The organism is Streptomyces sp. NPDC016845, assembly GCF_044332585.1.
In the GTDB taxonomy this organism is placed as follows: domain Bacteria; phylum Actinomycetota; class Actinomycetes; order Streptomycetales; family Streptomycetaceae; genus Streptomyces.
The window spans coordinates 243,247-258,895 of record NZ_JBIRPI010000008.1 but is presented as its reverse complement, the minus strand read 5'-3'; the positions used below and the strand labels follow the sequence as shown (position 1 = coordinate 258,895).

At 73.1% G+C, this 15,649-nt stretch carries 17 protein-coding genes and 1 pseudogene; 12 read left to right on the top strand and 6 right to left on the bottom strand.

The window, feature by feature from the left end:
* Nucleotides 1-102 precede the first annotated feature (102 nt).
* From ACH4RC_RS22200 to ACH4RC_RS22170, 7 genes are all read left to right on the top strand, one after another.
* The gene (locus ACH4RC_RS22200; RefSeq protein WP_398203494.1) at nucleotides 103-903 is read left to right on the top strand and encodes a HipA family kinase; all 801 of its coding nucleotides are present in this window, start codon (nucleotides 103-105) and stop codon (nucleotides 901-903) included.
* Nucleotides 900-1,283 (top strand): DUF3037 domain-containing protein, encoded by a 384-nt coding sequence (locus ACH4RC_RS22195; RefSeq protein WP_398203491.1) that lies wholly within the window; start codon nucleotides 900-902, stop codon nucleotides 1,281-1,283. Before ACH4RC_RS22200 ends, ACH4RC_RS22195 begins: the two co-directional genes overlap by 4 nt.
* A 170-nt stretch (nucleotides 1,284-1,453) precedes the next feature.
* On the top strand, nucleotides 1,454-2,215 hold the full coding sequence (gene fabG / locus ACH4RC_RS22190; RefSeq protein WP_398203488.1) for a 3-oxoacyl-ACP reductase FabG: 762 nt from the start codon (nucleotides 1,454-1,456) through the stop codon (nucleotides 2,213-2,215).
* A gap of 25 nt (nucleotides 2,216-2,240) precedes the next feature.
* Nucleotides 2,241-3,008: an SDR family oxidoreductase gene (locus ACH4RC_RS22185; protein ID WP_398203486.1), complete on the top strand. Its 768-nt coding sequence runs from the start codon at nucleotides 2,241-2,243 to the stop codon at nucleotides 3,006-3,008.
* Nucleotides 3,009-3,163: 155 nt separating this feature from the next.
* Nucleotides 3,164-4,744, top strand: a complete 1,581-nt coding sequence (locus ACH4RC_RS22180; RefSeq protein WP_398203483.1) for an ABC transporter substrate-binding protein — start codon at nucleotides 3,164-3,166, stop codon at nucleotides 4,742-4,744.
* Nucleotides 4,745-4,859: 115 nt separating this feature from the next.
* Nucleotides 4,860-5,543 carry a uracil-DNA glycosylase gene (gene ung, locus ACH4RC_RS22175; protein ID WP_398203481.1) on the top strand — a complete coding sequence of 228 codons (684 nt, stop codon included), beginning with the start codon at nucleotides 4,860-4,862 and terminating at the stop codon, nucleotides 5,541-5,543.
* Between the two features lie 75 nt (nucleotides 5,544-5,618).
* The gene (locus tag ACH4RC_RS22170; RefSeq protein ID WP_398203478.1) at nucleotides 5,619-6,116 is read left to right on the top strand and encodes a hypothetical protein; all 498 of its coding nucleotides are present in this window, start codon (nucleotides 5,619-5,621) and stop codon (nucleotides 6,114-6,116) included.
* Nucleotides 6,117-6,137: 21 nt separating this feature from the next.
* Here ACH4RC_RS22170 and ACH4RC_RS22165 read toward each other — a convergent pair whose 3' ends face one another.
* Nucleotides 6,138-6,638, bottom strand: a complete 501-nt coding sequence (locus tag ACH4RC_RS22165) for a hypothetical protein (RefSeq protein ID WP_398203476.1) — start codon at nucleotides 6,636-6,638, stop codon at nucleotides 6,138-6,140.
* A gap of 308 nt (nucleotides 6,639-6,946) precedes the next feature.
* Here ACH4RC_RS22165 and ACH4RC_RS22160 point away from each other — a divergent pair, with 308 nt between their 5' ends.
* Nucleotides 6,947-7,855 (top strand): Gfo/Idh/MocA family protein, encoded by a 909-nt coding sequence (locus tag ACH4RC_RS22160; protein WP_398203473.1) that lies wholly within the window; start codon nucleotides 6,947-6,949, stop codon nucleotides 7,853-7,855.
* Here ACH4RC_RS22160 and lnt read toward each other — a convergent pair.
* Nucleotides 7,776-9,383 carry an apolipoprotein N-acyltransferase gene (gene lnt / locus ACH4RC_RS22155; protein ID WP_398203471.1) on the bottom strand — a complete coding sequence of 536 codons (1,608 nt, stop codon included), beginning with the start codon at nucleotides 9,381-9,383 and terminating at the stop codon, nucleotides 7,776-7,778. The two genes, ACH4RC_RS22160 and lnt, sit on opposite strands and share 80 nt — an antisense overlap.
* Nucleotides 9,384-9,518: 135 nt before the next feature.
* Complete coding sequence (locus ACH4RC_RS22150; RefSeq protein ID WP_398203469.1) at nucleotides 9,519-10,055, bottom strand: nuclear transport factor 2 family protein; 537 nt, start codon at nucleotides 10,053-10,055, stop codon at nucleotides 9,519-9,521.
* Nucleotides 10,056-10,155: 100 nt separating this feature from the next.
* Between ACH4RC_RS22150 and ACH4RC_RS22145 the strand changes: the two genes are divergently transcribed.
* Entirely contained in the window at nucleotides 10,156-10,827 is a 672-nt protein-coding gene (locus tag ACH4RC_RS22145; protein WP_398203466.1) for a hypothetical protein, read from the top strand.
* Between the two features lie 22 nt (nucleotides 10,828-10,849).
* Complete coding sequence (locus tag ACH4RC_RS22140) at nucleotides 10,850-11,605, top strand: glucose 1-dehydrogenase (protein WP_398203463.1); 756 nt, start codon at nucleotides 10,850-10,852, stop codon at nucleotides 11,603-11,605.
* Nucleotides 11,606-11,706: 101 nt separating this feature from the next.
* Here the strand turns inward: ACH4RC_RS22140 and ACH4RC_RS22135 are convergent, their stop codons facing one another.
* Complete coding sequence (locus tag ACH4RC_RS22135) at nucleotides 11,707-11,880, bottom strand: hypothetical protein (protein ID WP_398203460.1); 174 nt, start codon at nucleotides 11,878-11,880, stop codon at nucleotides 11,707-11,709.
* A 152-nt stretch (nucleotides 11,881-12,032) separates the two neighbouring features.
* On the opposite strand from ACH4RC_RS22135, the pseudogene ACH4RC_RS22130 reads away from it, so the two are divergent.
* Nucleotides 12,033-12,185, top strand: a pseudogene (locus tag ACH4RC_RS22130) (short-chain dehydrogenase); the annotation flags it as partial.
* Nucleotides 12,186-12,207: 22 nt separating this feature from the next.
* On the opposite strand, the gene ACH4RC_RS22125 reads toward ACH4RC_RS22130, so the two are convergent.
* Together ACH4RC_RS22125 and ACH4RC_RS22120 are read right to left on the bottom strand one after the other, a co-directional pair.
* Nucleotides 12,208-13,083, bottom strand: coding sequence for an undecaprenyl-diphosphate phosphatase (locus ACH4RC_RS22125; protein WP_398203458.1), 876 nt, complete (start codon nucleotides 13,081-13,083; stop codon nucleotides 12,208-12,210).
* Nucleotides 13,084-13,224: 141 nt separating this feature from the next.
* Entirely contained in the window at nucleotides 13,225-14,226 is a 1,002-nt protein-coding gene (locus ACH4RC_RS22120; protein ID WP_398203455.1) for an ArsR family transcriptional regulator, read from the bottom strand.
* 95 nt (nucleotides 14,227-14,321) lie between these two features.
* Between ACH4RC_RS22120 and ACH4RC_RS22115 the strand changes: the two genes are divergently transcribed.
* Nucleotides 14,322-15,548, top strand: a complete 1,227-nt coding sequence (locus ACH4RC_RS22115) for an MFS transporter (protein WP_398203453.1) — start codon at nucleotides 14,322-14,324, stop codon at nucleotides 15,546-15,548.
* Nucleotides 15,549-15,649 lie beyond the last annotated feature (101 nt).

Here is a 15,649-nt window from a genome sequence, read left to right as displayed (position 1 = left end):
CTCGGTCCTCTCGACGGTCGGCTGGATCCCGTGGGGGTGTTCTCCCGTACGCGCGGTGATCCCGGAGCGTTCAACGGCTCGCCGATCTCATAACCTGGGCCCATGCTCACGGAAGTCGCGGCGACCCGCTATGTCACCCCATTGAGGGAGGGTGGATCGCTGCCAGGACTGGTCGAGGCCGATGATCTGACCTCGTACGTCATGAAGTTCACCGGCGCGGGACAGGGCCGCAAGACGCTCGTCGCGGAGGTGATCTGCGGACAGCTCGCGCGCCGGCTCGGGTTCCGGGTGCCGGAGCTCGTCGCCCTCGACCTCGACCCGGTGCTCGGGCTCGGCGAGCCCGACCCGGAGGTGCAGGGGCTGCTCAAGGCGAGCGGCGGCACCAACCTCGGGATGCGGTTCCTGCCGCGTGCGCTCGGCTTCGACCCGCTCGCCTACGCGGTCGGGCCCGCGGAGGCGGGACGGGTCGTCTGGTTCGACGCGCTGATCAACAACGTCGACCGGTCCTGGCGCAACCCGAACATGCTGGTCCACGGCGGCGACCTGTGGATCGTCGACCATGGGGCCACCATGATCTGGCACCACAACTGGCGCACCGCCGCCGCCTGGGCGGCCAAGCCGTACGACGCCACGGACCATGCCCTCGCCCGGTTCGGTCCCGACGTCGCCGGGGCCGCCGCCGACCTCGCGCCCCGCGTCACCGAGGAGCTGCTCGCCGAGGCCGCCGCCGACGTGCCCGAGGTGTGGCTGACCGACGAACCGGGGTTCGACGGCCCCGACGCCGTGCGGCGCGCGTACGTGGAGATCCTCGCGGAGCGCGCCGCGACCGTGCGTGAGCGCATCGAACTGCCCGAGGCCCCCCTCGGCGGGGCCGCCCCCACGACCGGCTGGATCACGCGGTGAGCGAGCGCGATGTCTTCGAGTACGCCCTGCTGCGGGTCGTGCCGCGCGTGGAACGCGGTGAGCAGATCAACGCCGGTGTCGTCGTGTACTGCCGCGCCAAGTCCTTCGTCACGGCGCTCACCCACCTCGACGAGGCGCGGCTGCTCGCCCTCGACCCCGAGGCCGACGTGGCGGGCGTACGTGCCCTCCTGCACGCCGTCGAACGGCACTGCCGCGGCGGCGAGAGCGCGGGCCAGGCCGCGGCCGACGACGCGGGCCGACGCTACCGCTGGCTGATCGCGCCCCGCTCGACGGTGGTGCAGCCGGGCCCTGTGCACACCGGTCTGACGACCGATCCGGCGGCGGAGGCGGAGCGGCTGCTGACGCTCCTCGTGCGCTGATCCGTGCGCCGATCCGCGCGCCGATCCGCGCGCTGAGTGATCAGGGGCACCCGGTGGGTACGTTGACACCGGGTGCCAGGGCTTCTAGCGTCACAGCCACAGGGTACTAAGCGGTCGCTCACCTGTTCCGGGTGGTGCGGCCGCCCTCTAGGGCGAGGAGACCACAGAGCATGTCCACCACTGAGCAGCGCGTAGCGATCGTCACGGGAGCCGCGCGCGGCATCGGCGCCGCCACCGCCGTCCGGCTTGCCGAGGAGGGCCGCGCCGTCGCCGTGATCGACCTCGACGAGGCGGCCTGCAAGGACACCGTCGAGAAGATCACCGCCGCCGGTGGCAAGGCGCTCGCCGTCGGCTGCGACGTCTCCGACGAGGCGGCGGTCGAGGCGGCCGTCGCGCGCATCGCCGCCGAGCTCGGCGCCCCCACGATCCTCGTGAACAACGCGGGCGTCCTGCGCGACAACCTCCTGTTCAAGATGAGCGCCAACGACTGGGACACGGTCATGAACGTGCACCTGCGCGGCGCGTTCCTGATGTCGAAGGCCGTTCAGTCGCACATGGTGGACGCCAAGTTCGGCCGCATCGTGAACCTCTCCTCGTCGTCGGCGCTCGGCAACCGCGGCCAGGTCAACTACGCCGCCGCCAAGGCCGGTCTGCAGGGCTTCACCAAGACCCTCGCCAAGGAGCTCGGCAAGTTCGGCGTCACCGCCAACTCGGTCGCCCCCGGCTTCATCGTCACCGAGATGACCAAGGCCACGGCCGACCGCGTCGGCATGGGCTTCGAGGAGTTCCAGGCCGCCGCCGCCACGCAGATCCCGGTGCAGCGCGTGGGCCGCCCCGAGGACATCGCCAACGCCATCGCCTTCTTCACCGGCGATGCCGCCGGCTTCGTCTCCGGCCAGGTCATGTACGTGGCCGGCGGACCGCTCAACTGAAACCGGGGCCCTGGACGTGACTGACATGACTTCTACCGAACTCCCGCCCCTGTCCGGCAACGTCGCCCTCGTCACCGGCGCCAGCCGCGGCATCGGCTACGGCATCGCCGAGGCCCTGATCGCGCGCGGCGACCGCGTCTGCATCACCGGCCGCGGTGAGGACGCGCTCAAGGAGGCCGTGCAGAACCTCGGCCCCGACCGCGCCGTCTACGTCGCGGGAAAGGCCCATGACGAGGCGCACCAGGCCGTCGCCGTCGAGCGCACCATGGAGGCGTTCGGCCGCGTCGACTTCCTCGTCAACAACGCCGGTACGAACCCGGTCTTCGGCCCCATCGCCGAGCTCGACCTGAACGTGGCGCGCAAGGTCTTCGAGACCAACGTCGTCTCCGCGCTCGGCTTCGCGCAGCAGACGTGGAAGGCGTGGCAGAGCGAGAACGGCGGCGCGATCGTCAACATCGCCTCCGTGGCCGGCGTCTCGGCCTCGCCGTTCATCGGCGCCTACGGCATGAGCAAGGCCGCCATGGTCAACCTCACGCTCCAGCTGGCGCACGAGTTCGCGCCGAAGGTCCGGGTCAACTCGATCGCCCCGGCGGTCGTGAAGACCAAGTTCGCGCAGGCCCTGTACGAGGGCAGGGAGGCCGAGGCCGCGGCGTCCTACCCGCTGGGGCGGCTCGGCGTGCCCGAGGACATCGGCGGCGCCGCCGCGTTCCTCACCTCGCACCAGGCCGACTGGATCACCGGGCAGACGCTCGTCGTGGACGGCGGCATCTTCCTCAACGCGGGCGTCGGCTGACACCGCGCCCTCGGGTGACTTTGCGGGCGTCGGGTGACAACGCCTGACAAACGTCCTCAACGCATGAAGTGGCCTGCCGGATCAGGGAGTTGATCCGGCAGGCCACTGCGGTAGGGTCTGCCGACTCTTGGCATGGCTGATCGAGGAGCGTGCGCGTGTTCAGACGTCTGCTTGCCCCACGCACATGGGCGGCGACCTCGTCCGTGGTTCTGCTCGCCGGGTGCGGACTGATCGATTCCGGTGGCTCCGACGACGACGGCGAGCCGATCGTGGTGGGGACGACGAGCGCGCCGAGCACCCTCGACCCGGCCGCTTCCTGGGACGGTTCCTGGGAGCTGTTCCGCAACGTGTACCAGACCCTCGTCGCCTTCCCCTCGGGCGCCGCGCAGCCGGAGCCCGACGCCGCCACCTGCTCCTTCAAGGACGGCGCCAACCGCGTCTACCACTGCCGACTCCGTGAGGACATGCGGTTCTCCGACGGCGACCCGCTCGACGCCGCCGCCGTGAAGCACTCCATCGACCGCATCCGCGCGATCGGCGTCAAGGGCGGCCCCAGCGGCCTCCTCGGCAGCCTCGACCGCGTCGAGACGGAGGGCGAGCGCGACGTAACGTTTCACCTGAAGAAGCCGGACGCGACGTTCCCGTTCGTCCTCGCCACCCCGGCGATGTCCATCGTCGACCCCGAGGAGTACCCGGCGAGGGCGCTGCGCACGGACGGCAGGATCACCGGCTCGGGACCGTACGCGCTCCGGGCGTACACGGAGGACCAGAAGGCGGAGCTGGTCGAGAACACGCACTACAAGGGGTTCGCCGACCGCAGGAACGACGCCGTGACCATCCGCTACTTCGGCACGTCCGCGGAGATGGTCGCCGCCCTGAAGTCGCACCGGATCGACGCCACCTTCCGCGGCCTCGCGGCGGAGGACGTCGTGGACCTCCAGGGCAGGAGCGGCCAGGAGGGCCTGCAGCTCGTCGAGGGCGCGGGCACCGAGATCAGTTACCTCGTGTTCAACCCGAAGGACCCGTGGGCGGGCAAACGGGCCGTGCGCCGGGCCGTCGCGCAGGTCGTCGACCGCGGCGCCATCGCGCACCAGGTCTACAAGGACACCGTCGAACCGCTGTACTCCATGGTCCCGCGCGGCCTCACCGGCCACACCACGGACTTCTTCGACGACTTCGGCGACCCGAGCCCGGCCAAGGCGGCCGACATCCTCTCCAAGGCGGGCATCACCGCACCGGTCCCGCTCACCCTCTGGTACACCACCGACCGCTACGGTTCGGCGACCGGACCCGAGTTCGCCGAGCTGAAGCGGCAGCTGGAGGCGTCGAAGCTGTTCGAAGTGACCCTCGAGAGCCGTCCGTGGAGGACGTACGAGCAGGGGTACCGCAAGGGCGAGTACCCGGTGTTCGGGCGCGGCTGGTTCCCGGACTTCCCGGACGCCGACAACTTCATCGCGCCCTTCGTCGGCGAGGAGAACGCGGTGAGCACGCCCTACGTGTCGCCGGAGATCACCGACGAGCTGCTTCCGCAGGCGCGCCGCGAGAGCGACCGCGGCGCCGTTGTGCGCCAGTTCGAGCGGGCCCAGCAGATCATGGCCGACGACTCCCGGCTCATTCCCCTGTGGCAGGGCAAGCAGTACATCGCGGCCGGCGACGAGATCTCCGGCGGGGAACGCGCCCTCGACCCGTCGACGATCATGATGATGTGGGAGCTGCACCGCAAGACGAGCTGGTGACAAGCGGGTGGCAAGCGGTTGTTTCCGGGGCCGGGGGCCGGTTGTCAGTGGGCGCCGGTAGGTTCGGGGGTGTTGTGAAAGGCCCTGAAAGGCCCGTACCCCGGAGGTTGTTGACGTGACCGACACCGCGATGCTGCCCGAGTCCTGGCGCGGCGTCCTCGGCGAGGAACTGCAGAAGCCCTACTTCAAGGAGCTCACCGAGTTCGTCGAGGAGGAGCGCGCGAAGGGCCCCGTCTACCCGCCGCGCGAGGAGGTCTTCGCCGCGCTCGACGCGACGCCCTACGACAAGGTCAAGGTCCTCGTCCTCGGCCAGGACCCGTACCACGGCGAGGGCCAGGGCCACGGGCTGTGCTTCTCGGTGCGGCCCGGCGTGCGCACGCCCCCGTCCCTGCGCAACATCTACAAGGAGATGCAGGCCGAGCTGGGCACCCCGGTCCCGGACAACGGCTATCTGATGCCGTGGGCCGAGCAGGGTGTGCTGCTGCTGAACGCGGTGCTCACGGTCCGGGCGAGCGAGGCCAACTCGCACAAGGGCAAGGGCTGGGAGAAGTTCACGGACGCGGTGATCCGCGCCGTCGCCGACCGGCCCGACCCGGCCGTCTTCGTCCTGTGGGGCAACTACGCGCAGAAGAAGCTCCCGCTCATCGACGCCGAGCGGCACATCGTCGTCAAGGGCGCGCACCCCTCGCCGCTGTCCGCGCGCAAGTTCTTCGGCTCCCAGCCGTTCACGCAGATCAACGAGGCGGTGGCGGCGCAGGGCCACGAGCCGATCGACTGGCGCATCCCGGATCTGGGCTGAGCCGCGCCTGCCCCGGATCGTCGGCGGCGGCCGTTAGCGTCGGTGCCCGGGACCGGCGCGCGGCCCGTCCGGGACATGGAGGAGCCAGTGGCACAGCAGCGTGAGCAGACGGCGGACGACGCCATGCTGACCCGCATCGGGCAGGCCGTCATGCTGGCGCACGCCGGTGACCGCGAGGAGGCCCGCGGCCGCTTCCTCGCCCTGTGGGCCGAGATCGGCGAGGACGGCGACCCGCTGCACCGCTGCACGCTCGCCCACTACCTGGCCGACACCCAGGACGACCCGGCCGACGAGCTGGCCTGGGACCTGCGCGCGCTGACCGCCGCCGACGGGCTCACGCAGGAGCGGCTCGCGGCGCACGAAGGGTCCCTGGCGCTGCGGGCCCTGTACCCGTCGCTCCACCTCAACCTCGCGGCGGACTATGTGAAGCTCGGCCGCCCCGGCGCGGCCCGCGACCACCTGGCACGCGCCTGGTCGGCGGTCGACACACTGGGCGACGACGGGTACGGGGACGGGGTGCGGGCCGCCCTCACCCGGCTGGAGCGGCGGGTGGCGGGGCTGCCGGGGGAGTAGCGCCCCTGCGCTGCCGTGACTTCAACTCCCGTAGGCGTCACGGCAGATGACGGCCTGCGGGCTGTCCGGGGCCCAGTGGCCGTACGCGTGGCCGAGGGCGCACACATCGGTCCGGGCGGGCGGCTCGGGAGCGGCGGGCCGCACGGCGGGCCCGGGAGCGGCCCCGCGGGGCGGGGGCTTCGGCGCCGGGGCCGGGGCCGTGTGGCGCGGCGGCCGCCGGACGGGCGGGGCCTGCGTGTGCGGAGTTCCCGTGCGCGGAGCCTCGGTATGCGCAGCCCCGGTGCGTGGGGCGGCCGGGGTGTGGTGCGGCGCGCGGCCCGTACGCTCCAGCGCCTCGCGTACGGGGGCCTGGACGAGCGGCCGGCCGGCGTGCCCGTCGGGGCGGGGAGCCGGGGCGGTGGCGGAGGGCGCGTGCCGACCCCGTCCGTCCGGGGCCTGCACGCTCACGCATCCGGACGCGGTGACGGCGAGGACGGCGGCCGCCGTCAGCAGGAGCGAGGCCGAGCTGGGGTTCTGGGGCACGCGGGCCACTGTGGTGGACGGCGGCGCGGCGGGGCAGCGGTAGCGGGGAGGTTGCCCTGTACGGGTGACGGGGCGCAGGCCGCGGCTTACGTCACGGGTCACGCCCCGTCCCTTGCGGCGAGCGTCGTGCGGCGACTCCGCTCACCTCAAGGCCCACACGTACGCCGCCGCGCAGGTCCCGCCGGGGCGGACGGCCCCGCACGGCGACGACGGACGTACGGGCGCGGTGGTGAGCGCGGGGGCGCCCCGTATGCTGCCGGGACCGCGGCGCGGGGCGGCGGTTCGGGGCTACAGAGGGGTACAGGGACGTGAAGGTCGGCTGCATCGGACTCGGGGACATCGCGCAGAAGGCCTACCTGCCGGTGCTGACGGCGCGGGCCGGGGTGGAGCTGCATCTGCAGACCCGTACGCCCGCGACCCTCGCACGCGTGGGCGAGCAGCACCACGTCCCCGAGGAGCGGCGCCACGCCGACCTGGACGCGTTGCTCGCGCAGGGGCTCGACGCCGCCTTCGTGCACGCCCCGACCGCCGTGCACCCCGAGATCGTGACGCGGCTCCTGGAGGCGGGCGTCGCCACGTACGTCGACAAGCCGCTCGCCTACGAACTCACCGACTCCGAGCGCCTGGTGCGGCTCGCCGAGGAGCGCGGGGTCAGCCTCGCCGTCGGGTTCAACCGGCGCCACGCGCCCGGGTACGCGCAGTGCGTCGAGCATCCGCGCGAGCTGATCCTGCTGCAGAAGAACCGGGTCGGTCTGCCCGAGGAGCCGCGCGCGATGATCCTCGACGACTTCATCCACGTCGTCGACACACTGCGCTTCCTCGTGCCCGGCACCATCGACGACGTCACCGTGCGCGCCCGTACCCGGGACGGCCTGCTGCACCACGTCGTGCTCCAGCTCGCGGGCGACGGGTTCACCGCGCTCGGCGTCATGAACCGGCTCAGCGGTTCGGCGGAGGAGATCCTCGAGATCTCCGGGCAGGACACCAAGCGGCAGGTGGTGAACCTCGCCGACGTCATCGACCACAAGGGCCAGCCGACCGTGCGCCGCCGCGGCGACTGGGTGCCGGTCGCACGCCAGCGCGGCATCGAACAGGTCGTGCTCGCCTTCCTCGACGCCGTACGGGCGGGCAAGGTGCTCAGCGCGCGCGACGCGCTCGCCACGCACGAACTGTGCGAGCGAATCGTCCGCGAGGCAGCGGTACAGCGGAGCGCCTGAGCAGCCGGAACGCCTCCGCCGCCGCGAGGACCGCGAGGGCCGCCACCGCCGCGTGGACCGGCCAGTCGCCGAAACGGACGTACAGCGTGTCGCCGTGCGCCGTCGGAGCCGTGTACACGCGGGCCGCGCTCGCCGAGGCCGGCAGCCACGGGCCCGCGCGCTCGCCGTCCGGGCCGTACACCGCGGAGACCCCGGTCAAGGTGGCGTGCACCATCGGGCGGCCGGTCTCCGCGGCCCGCAGCGCCGCGAGCGACGCGTGCTGCGGGGGCGCCCAGCTGTGCTGGAAGCTGGACGTCGACGACTGCGCGAGCAGCAGTCGGGCCCCGTCCCGGGTCAGCTGCCGGGTCATGTCGGGGAACGCCGACTCGAAGCAGACGAGCGGCCCGACCCGCAGCTCCTCGCCGCCATGGCGTACGTCCATGACGACCTGGCGGGTGCCGCGCCTGCGGTCCTCGCCCGCGGCCTTGCCTACCGAGGTCGCCCAGCCGAGCAGGGAGCGCGCGGGGATGTACTCGCCGAACGGGACGAGCCGCATCTTGTCGTAGCGGTCGCCCGTCGGGCCGTCCGGGCCTATCAGTACCGAGCTCTTGTAGATGCCCTGGCTCGTGTCGCCCTCGGCGCCGGTGGCCGGGCGGCGGGCGTCCACGTTGACCAGGATGTCCGCGTCGACGGCGCGGGACAGGGCCGCCAGCCGGCGCGCCAGGTCGGGGCGTCCGGCGAGGTCGAAGCCGACGCTGCTCTCGCCCCACACCACCAAGTCGACGCCGCGCCCCGCCAGTTGACGGGTGAGTTCTTCCTCGCGGTCGAACCTGTGGCCGGGGCCTTCGATGATGCCCGGCTGCACCACGGCCACGCGGACCTCGCCGTCGCTCTGCGGCCTCGGCGCCCACGCCCAGGCCGCACCCGTGGCGGCGACGGCCGCGACGAGCCCGGCCGTCGCGGCCGTACGCGCCCCGCGCGCGACCACGAGCAGCACGATCCCGGTGTTCACCGCCACCACAAGCAGGCTCACCAGCCACACGCCGCCCACCGACGCCAGCCGCAGCGCGGGCACCACCTGCCACTGGCTGGAGCCGAGCAGCCCCCACGGCCCGCCGAGCCCCTGCCACGAGCGGACCAGCTCCACCATCAGCCAGCCCGAGGCCACGGCCACCAGCGCGGCCGCCGCCCGGCCGGGTGTCGGCACGCCGCGCAGCAGCCTGTGCAGCAGCCAGCCCCACGGCGCCCACAACACGCCGAGCAGCGCGGCGATGACGACCGTGAACACGTTCAGGCTCGGCACCAGCCAGTGGTGCACCGCCAGCATGAAGCCGAGGCCGCCGAGCCAGCCGTCGAGCGCCGCGCGCCGCGGCGAGCCCGCCGAACGCGCGAGCAGCATCCACGGCACCAGGGCCACGTAGGCCAGCCACCACAGCGACGGCGCGGGAAAGGCGAGGGCGGGCAGCGCGCCCGCGAGGACCGCCGCGGCGCCGCGCCACCAGGAGGACGAGTCCAGCCGCCGCGACCATGGCCCTCGCCCTTGCTGCATATGGGTCGTCCTCCCAGTTCGTACGGGACCGGTTCGTACGGGACCGGCTCGTACGGGACCGGCATCGGCACCCGGCGTACCCGGCGGCGGCCACGGCATGCGTTCAGTGTGGGGGAGGACGGCGGTCAGGGGGTGTCAGGTGCCGCTGGCGGCGGGGGCGGGAGCGGGGGCGGGGGCGCGCCGCCACTTCTCGTGGACGGTCACCCGGTGCAGCCGCCAGCCGGGCGGCGTGCGGACGAGGTCGAAGGCGTACCGGCCGCCGCACACGAAGTCCGGTGCCGTGTTCTCACCGTTCTCACCGTTCTCACCGTTCTCAGCGTTCTTACCGTTCTCACCGTTCTCGCGGAAGAAGCGCATCGGGTTGACGTAATCGGCCTGGACGTGCGCCGCGTCACCGATCTCCCGGTCGACGGAGTCGAACCGTACGAGCCGGTTCACGATCAGGTGCTGGCGCGTCGGGAACAGCTCCATCGTGGACGTCAGCCAGCGCGCGATCTCCTCCGCGCTGCCCTCCACGCCGCCCGCGGCCCGGTAGTCGGCGCGGCCGTCCGGCGCGAACAGGGCGCGGTACGCCGCCCAGTCGCCGTCGTCCACGGCCACCGCGTAGCCGGTCACCAGATCGTCGACGGCGAGCCTGTCCAGGACGGTCGCCAGTTCCACACGCTGCGTCATCGGGCAAGTGTCGAGCCCCCGGTGCGCGCAGCCAAGGGGCGTGCGCGAGCGCGGCGAAAATCCCCCGGGTGGCCGAGCGGATCGCTGTTACGGTCCCTGCATGTCAGCCGAATCGAACACCCCGACGGCCGCCCAGGACCCCGGGCCCGTCACCGCCGACGACGTGGCGCACGCCGTGCACCTCACCGTGACCGCGCTGCGGGCCGCGCTCGGCGCCGACTGGGACGTGCCCGCGGGTTCGCTGGAGTGGACGTGCTGGGAGACCGGCGAGCACCTCGCCGACGACCTGTTCTGGTACGCGGCGAAGATCGGCTCGCTGCGGCCGTCGACCGACGACCGTGAGGCGTTCGGCTGGACGCGGCGGCGCCCCGAAGGGCCCGCGAACACGATCACCGCCGACCGGGCGGCCGGCCCCGCCGGGCTCCTCCAGGTGCTCCAGGACTGTGGCGGGCTGCTCGCCGCCGTCGCGCGGGCGACCCCGGCGACCGCCCGCGCACACCATGTCTTCGGCGTCAGCGACCCCGGGGGGTTCGCCGCGATGGGCGTGGTCGAGACGCTGCTGCACGCGCACGACCTGGCGCAGGGCCTCGGCGTGCCCTTCCCGCCGCCGCCCGCCGACCTCTGCGCCCGCGCGCTGCACCGCCTCTTCCCGGAGGCGCCGGAGGACGCCGAACCCTGGCCGGCCCTGCTGTGGCTGACCGGACGCGGAGACCTCCCGGGCCGTGCGCGCGTCGGGAAATGGCGCTGGTACGGTGCACCCCGCGCGACATGATCATCCGTTCCGGGAGGCCCCTTTGACCAGCTCCGTTCCGTCTCGTCCGCATACGTTGATCACCGGCGGCAGCCGCGGCATCGGCGCCGCGACCGCCCTGCGCCTCGCCCGCGACGGGCACGACGTCGCACTCTCCTACGTTCATGACAAGGGCGCGGCCGAGCGGGTCGCCGAGGCCGTCAGCGCGACCGGCGCCCGCTGCGTCGTCCTTCGCGCGGACACCTCCCAGGAGCCCGACGTGGAGCGGATGTTCGACGAGGCGGCGGAGCGGCTCGGCCCGCTCACCGGCCTGGTCAACAACGCCGGGATCACCGCCCCGATCGGCCCCCTCGCGGAGGCGAGCACCGAGAGCCTGCGCCGCGTGGTCGACGTCAACGTTTTCGGCGTCCTGCTCTGCTGCCGCCGCGCGGCCCGGGACATGACCGCCGCGGGCAAGGGCGCCATCGTCAACGTCTCCTCCGGCGCGGCCACCCTCGGCAGCCCCGGCGAGTACGTCCACTACGCCGCGTCCAAGGCCGCCGTCGACACCCTCACCATCGGCCTCGCCAAGGAGCTCGGCCCGGTCGGCGTACGGGTCAACGCGGTCGCCCCGGGCGTCATCGACACCGAGATCCACGCCACGAGCGGCGCCCCCGACCGGGCCGCGCAGGCGGCCCCGAACATCCCGCTGCGCCGCTTTGGCGCCGCGGAAGAGGTGGCGGCGGGCATCGCGTGGCTCCTGTCGCAGGACGCGTCGTACACGACGGGCACGGTCCTGAGGGTGGCGGGCGGCCGCTAGACGCCTCGCGCGGGCCGGGGTGGTTCGAAGACGGCTCGGCCGCCCCGACGGAGCCGCGGCGGTCAGGCTGAGGGTGGCGCATCAGGCTGAGGGGTGGCGGGTCAGGCGGATTCGTCCATCTCCGCATGGACCGCTGCGGCCCACTCCCGCACCAGCAGCTCGTACTCCGTGCGCTGTTCCGCGGAGAGGCGGCCGCCGGTGCGCAGCCACAGGCCGCGGATCTGCTCGTTCACCTCGTCGGCAGACCGCACGGAACAGGACGGGACAGGCGGCATGTGCCAAGGTTACGTGCCAGACGACCGATTGTGAACCCTGAGCGAGCGTTCGCATGCGTCAAGTGATCACTTCAGCGCCGGAGTTGACGTTGAGTGAGACGTCAGCAGAGCGAGGCGCCCCGCGCCCGCAGGACGCGGATCAGGGCGCTCAGGTCGAGCCGGGCTTCACCAGGACCGGCCCCAACGGGAACACCGGCGTCCAGACGGTCGAGGAAGGCGCCGAGATCATCGTGCGGACGGCGCGGGTGGGACCGGGCGGCCCGACGGGCGGCTACTTCGGCGCGCACGGCCCCGCGGCGTGGTGAAGAGGCGGGGCGGCGAGGCGGCTCAGCCCGCCGACTCCGCCGCGTGCGGCGACAGCACACCCACGCTCACCAGCACGAACAGTGCGATGCCGAGCGCGATCCGGTAGTACACGAACGGCATGAAGCTCTTGGTCGAGATGTACTTCATCAGCCACGAGATGACCGCGTAGCCGACACCGAAGGCGATGAACGTCGCGAAGATCGTCGGGCCCCAGGAGACATGGCCGCCCTCGGTCGCGTCCTTCAGCTCGAAGACGCCCGAGGCGAGCACAGCGGGGATGGCCAGGAGGAACGAGTACCGGGCCGCCGACTCACGGGTGTACCCGAGGAAGAGGCCGCCGCTGATGGTCGCGCCGGACCGGGAGACGCCGGGGATCAGGGCCATCGCCTGGCAGACCCCGTAGATCAGGCCGTCCTTGACGGAGAGGTCCTTCAGCTCCTTGCGGCTGCGGATGGCGCGGTGCTTGCCGCCCGTCTCGTCGCGGGCCGCGAGCCGGTCGGCGATGCCGAGGACGACGCCCATCACGATCAGCGTCGTCGCGGTCAGCCGCAGATCGCGGAACGGTCCCTCGATCTGGTCCTTCAGCGTCACACCGAGCACGCCGATCGGGATGGACCCCACGATGACCAGCCAGCCCATCTGGGCGTCGTGGTCGCCGCGCATCGTCTTGTCGGTCAGCGACCGGAACCAGGCGGAGATGATCCGCGCGATGTCCTTCCGGAAGAAGATGACCACCGCCGTCTCCGTGCCGAGCTGGGTGATCGCCGTGAAGGCGGCGCCCGGGTCGGTCCAGCCCGCGAACGCGGCGGTCAGACGGAGGTGGGCGCTCGACGAGATCGGGAGGAACTCCGTCAGTCCCTGGACGAGGCCGAGAATGAACGATTCGAACCAAGACATGGGGAAGAGGCGATCCAGGGTGCGGGCGGAACCGGCCGCGAACGCGGACCGGACAGGGCTCTGCGCTCCCCGGAACCTTCGGCACGGGGGTGCGCGGGGGCAGCGTAGCGCCCGAAAGTGACGGGACCCCCACGGGGGCGGTCATGTCCCCCTCTTTCCGTCCTCCCCGCCCCTCTCCTGGGCCATGAGGAGCGTGTCCCCGGCCGGTGACCGGTAGTACAGGACGGAGCGGCCCGCACGCCGTCGCCGTACGAGGCGCGCGTCGAGCAGCACCTTCAGATGACGCCCCACCGAACCGAGCCCCTGGCCGGTCAGCGCCACCAGCTGGGTCGTCGTCAGGGGCCGGCCGAGGAGGACGAGGACCTGCGCGCGGGCCGTGCCGAGCAGGGTGGCGAGGGCGGCGGGCGGTGCCGTCCGGCCCGCGTCGGCGAGGGCGCCCGCGCAGGGGTAGACCAGCGCGTACCGGTCCGCGGACTGCGGCCAGGACACCCAGCCCTGGTGCGGGGTGACGGGGATGAACAGCAGGGCGGCGCCAAAGATGTCGCGGGGCGGGTGGTCGTGCGCGTTGATCCGCAGCCGTCCCTCGCCGAGCCAGCGCATCGCGGGCCGCAGCCCGCCGAAAGCCGCCGCCCAGCCGCCTACGGTCAGCTCCCGCGTCCGGGCCACCACGTCCGCCTCGACGACGCGGCGCCGCCGGTCCCAGTCCGGCCGCACCGTCTCCCGCCACGTCCACTCCAGGAGGGCGGCCGTGCGTTCGGCGAGATCGTCGGCGCGGGCCAGGGCGTCGGGCAGCGGGCCGCCCGACGCCACGGCCAGGTCGGCGCGCACGGCCTCCGGCGGTGTGGCCCGGATCCGCGCAAGACCCGAGGCCAGATCGAGGCCGGGCGCCCCGAGCGGGGTGGGCGTGACGAAGTCGGCGATCCAGGACGCCCCGAACGCGGCGCCCACGAGCAGCGCCGTCACCGGGTCCGCGGCCAGCCGCGCCCGGTAGGCGGGCAGATACGCGTCCAGCCACGCCCGCTCACCCGGATGCGCCGCCTTCGCCTCCGCCAGCTTCTTCAGACTCGCCGTCACCTCGGCGAGCTGCGACACGACGAACCGGCTCCCGGCGAGCGTGTCGGCGTCGACCTGCCAGATACCCATACGGCCGCACCCCCATATGCCCCTCCGCGGAGACCGCCTTTCGCTCCTGCGCGAAACATTAACCACCGCACCCCGCCGCCCCGCAGCCTTCCCCCATGCGTACCTACCGCGACCTGTTCCGGACCCCGGAATACCCGCCCTTCTTCCTCGCCTGCGCGACCCAGGCGGCCGCCCGGACGGTCGCGGGCCTGGCCCTCGGCTCGCTCGTCTACGCCTCGACGGGCTCCGCGCTGCTCTCCGCGACCGCCATGTTCGGCCCCGCGCTCGCGCAGGTCGTGGGCGCGTTCACGCTGCTCTCGGCCGCGGACCGGCTGCCCCCGCGGGCCGCCCTCGCCGGGCTGCCGCTGCTCATGGGCCTCGCCACGGCGGCGCAGGCGGCCCCCGGCATGCCCACGGCACTGGCGCTCGCCCTCGTCCTCGCCCAGGGCGTGCCCGCCGCGCTCGGCGGCGGCGTCCGCCACGGGCTGCTCACCGACATCCTCGACCGGGACGGCTACCTCATCGGCCGCTCGGTCCTGAACATGAGCACGGGCTTCTGCCAGATCCTCGGGTACGCGCTCGGCGGCCTCCTGGTCCAGGCCGTCTCGCCGCGCGGCACCCTTCTGACCGCCGCCGCCCTGTACGGCCTGTCGGCGGCCGTCGCCCGCTTCGGCCTGACCCGGCGCCCCGCGCGCGCTGAAGGCCGCCCGTCCGTCGCGGAGACCATGCGCGGCAACGCACTCCTGTGGTCCTCGCGTCCGCGCCGGTACGTCTACCTCGCCCTCTGGGTGCCGAACGGGCTGATCGTCGGCTGCGAAGCCCTGTTCGTCCCCTACGACCCCGGGCATGCCGGCGTGCTGCTCGCGAGCGCCGCCGTCGGGATGCTCGCCGGTGACGTCCTCGCGGGCCGCTTCCTGCCACCGCGCTGGCGGACCGGGCTCGGCGCGCCCCTGCGGCTGCTCCTCGCCGCGCCCTACCTGCTGTTCGCGACGCGGCTCGCCCTGCCGGTCGCCGCGTTCGCGGTGGCGCTGGCCTCCGTCGGCTTCGCGGCGAGCCTGCTGCTCCAGGAACGCCTCGTGGCTCTCACTCCGGACGAACTCGGCGGCCACGCCCTCGGCTTGCACACGGCGGGCATGCTCTCGGCGCAGGGCATGGCGGCCCTCCTCGCGGGCGCCCTGGCCGAAGCGACGTCTCCGGCCACGGCCATGACGATCCTCGCGGCCGTCTCCCTGGCGGTCACGCTCGCGCTCGCACCCGGCCTGCGCCCGCAGCAGCGCCGGGAGAGGCGTCCGGCGGAGCGCCGGGAGGGGCAGGCAGTGGATCAAGTTCCTCCGCCCTGTTGACCCCTGTCACCCCACCCGCTTAGCGTCGAGGCCGGGGAGAAAGCGCTTGCTAAGGCAACGCCCCAGGCCCTGTCACCGCACCCCGATGGAGTGTTGATCGC

Coding starts and splice junctions, on each gene's coding strand:
- ACH4RC_RS22145 (WP_398203466.1), top strand. CDS start 10,156: ATGTCAGCCGAATCGAACACCCCGACGGCCGCCCAGGACCCCGGGCCC.
- ACH4RC_RS22200 (WP_398203494.1), top strand. CDS start 103: ATGCTCACGGAAGTCGCGGCGACCCGCTATGTCACCCCATTGAGGGAG.
- ACH4RC_RS22125 (WP_398203458.1), bottom strand. CDS start 13,083: ATGTCTTGGTTCGAATCGTTCATTCTCGGCCTCGTCCAGGGACTGACG.
- fabG (WP_398203488.1), top strand. CDS start 1,454: ATGTCCACCACTGAGCAGCGCGTAGCGATCGTCACGGGAGCCGCGCGC.
- ACH4RC_RS22120 (WP_398203455.1), bottom strand. CDS start 14,226: ATGGGTATCTGGCAGGTCGACGCCGACACGCTCGCCGGGAGCCGGTTC.
- ACH4RC_RS22150 (WP_398203469.1), bottom strand. CDS start 10,055: ATGACGCAGCGTGTGGAACTGGCGACCGTCCTGGACAGGCTCGCCGTC.
- ACH4RC_RS22170 (WP_398203478.1), top strand. CDS start 5,619: ATGGAGGAGCCAGTGGCACAGCAGCGTGAGCAGACGGCGGACGACGCC.
- lnt (WP_398203471.1), bottom strand. CDS start 9,383: ATGCAGCAAGGGCGAGGGCCATGGTCGCGGCGGCTGGACTCGTCCTCC.
- ACH4RC_RS22185 (WP_398203486.1), top strand. CDS start 2,241: ATGACTTCTACCGAACTCCCGCCCCTGTCCGGCAACGTCGCCCTCGTC.
- ACH4RC_RS22135 (WP_398203460.1), bottom strand. CDS start 11,880: ATGCCGCCTGTCCCGTCCTGTTCCGTGCGGTCTGCCGACGAGGTGAAC.
- ACH4RC_RS22115 (WP_398203453.1), top strand. CDS start 14,322: ATGCGTACCTACCGCGACCTGTTCCGGACCCCGGAATACCCGCCCTTC.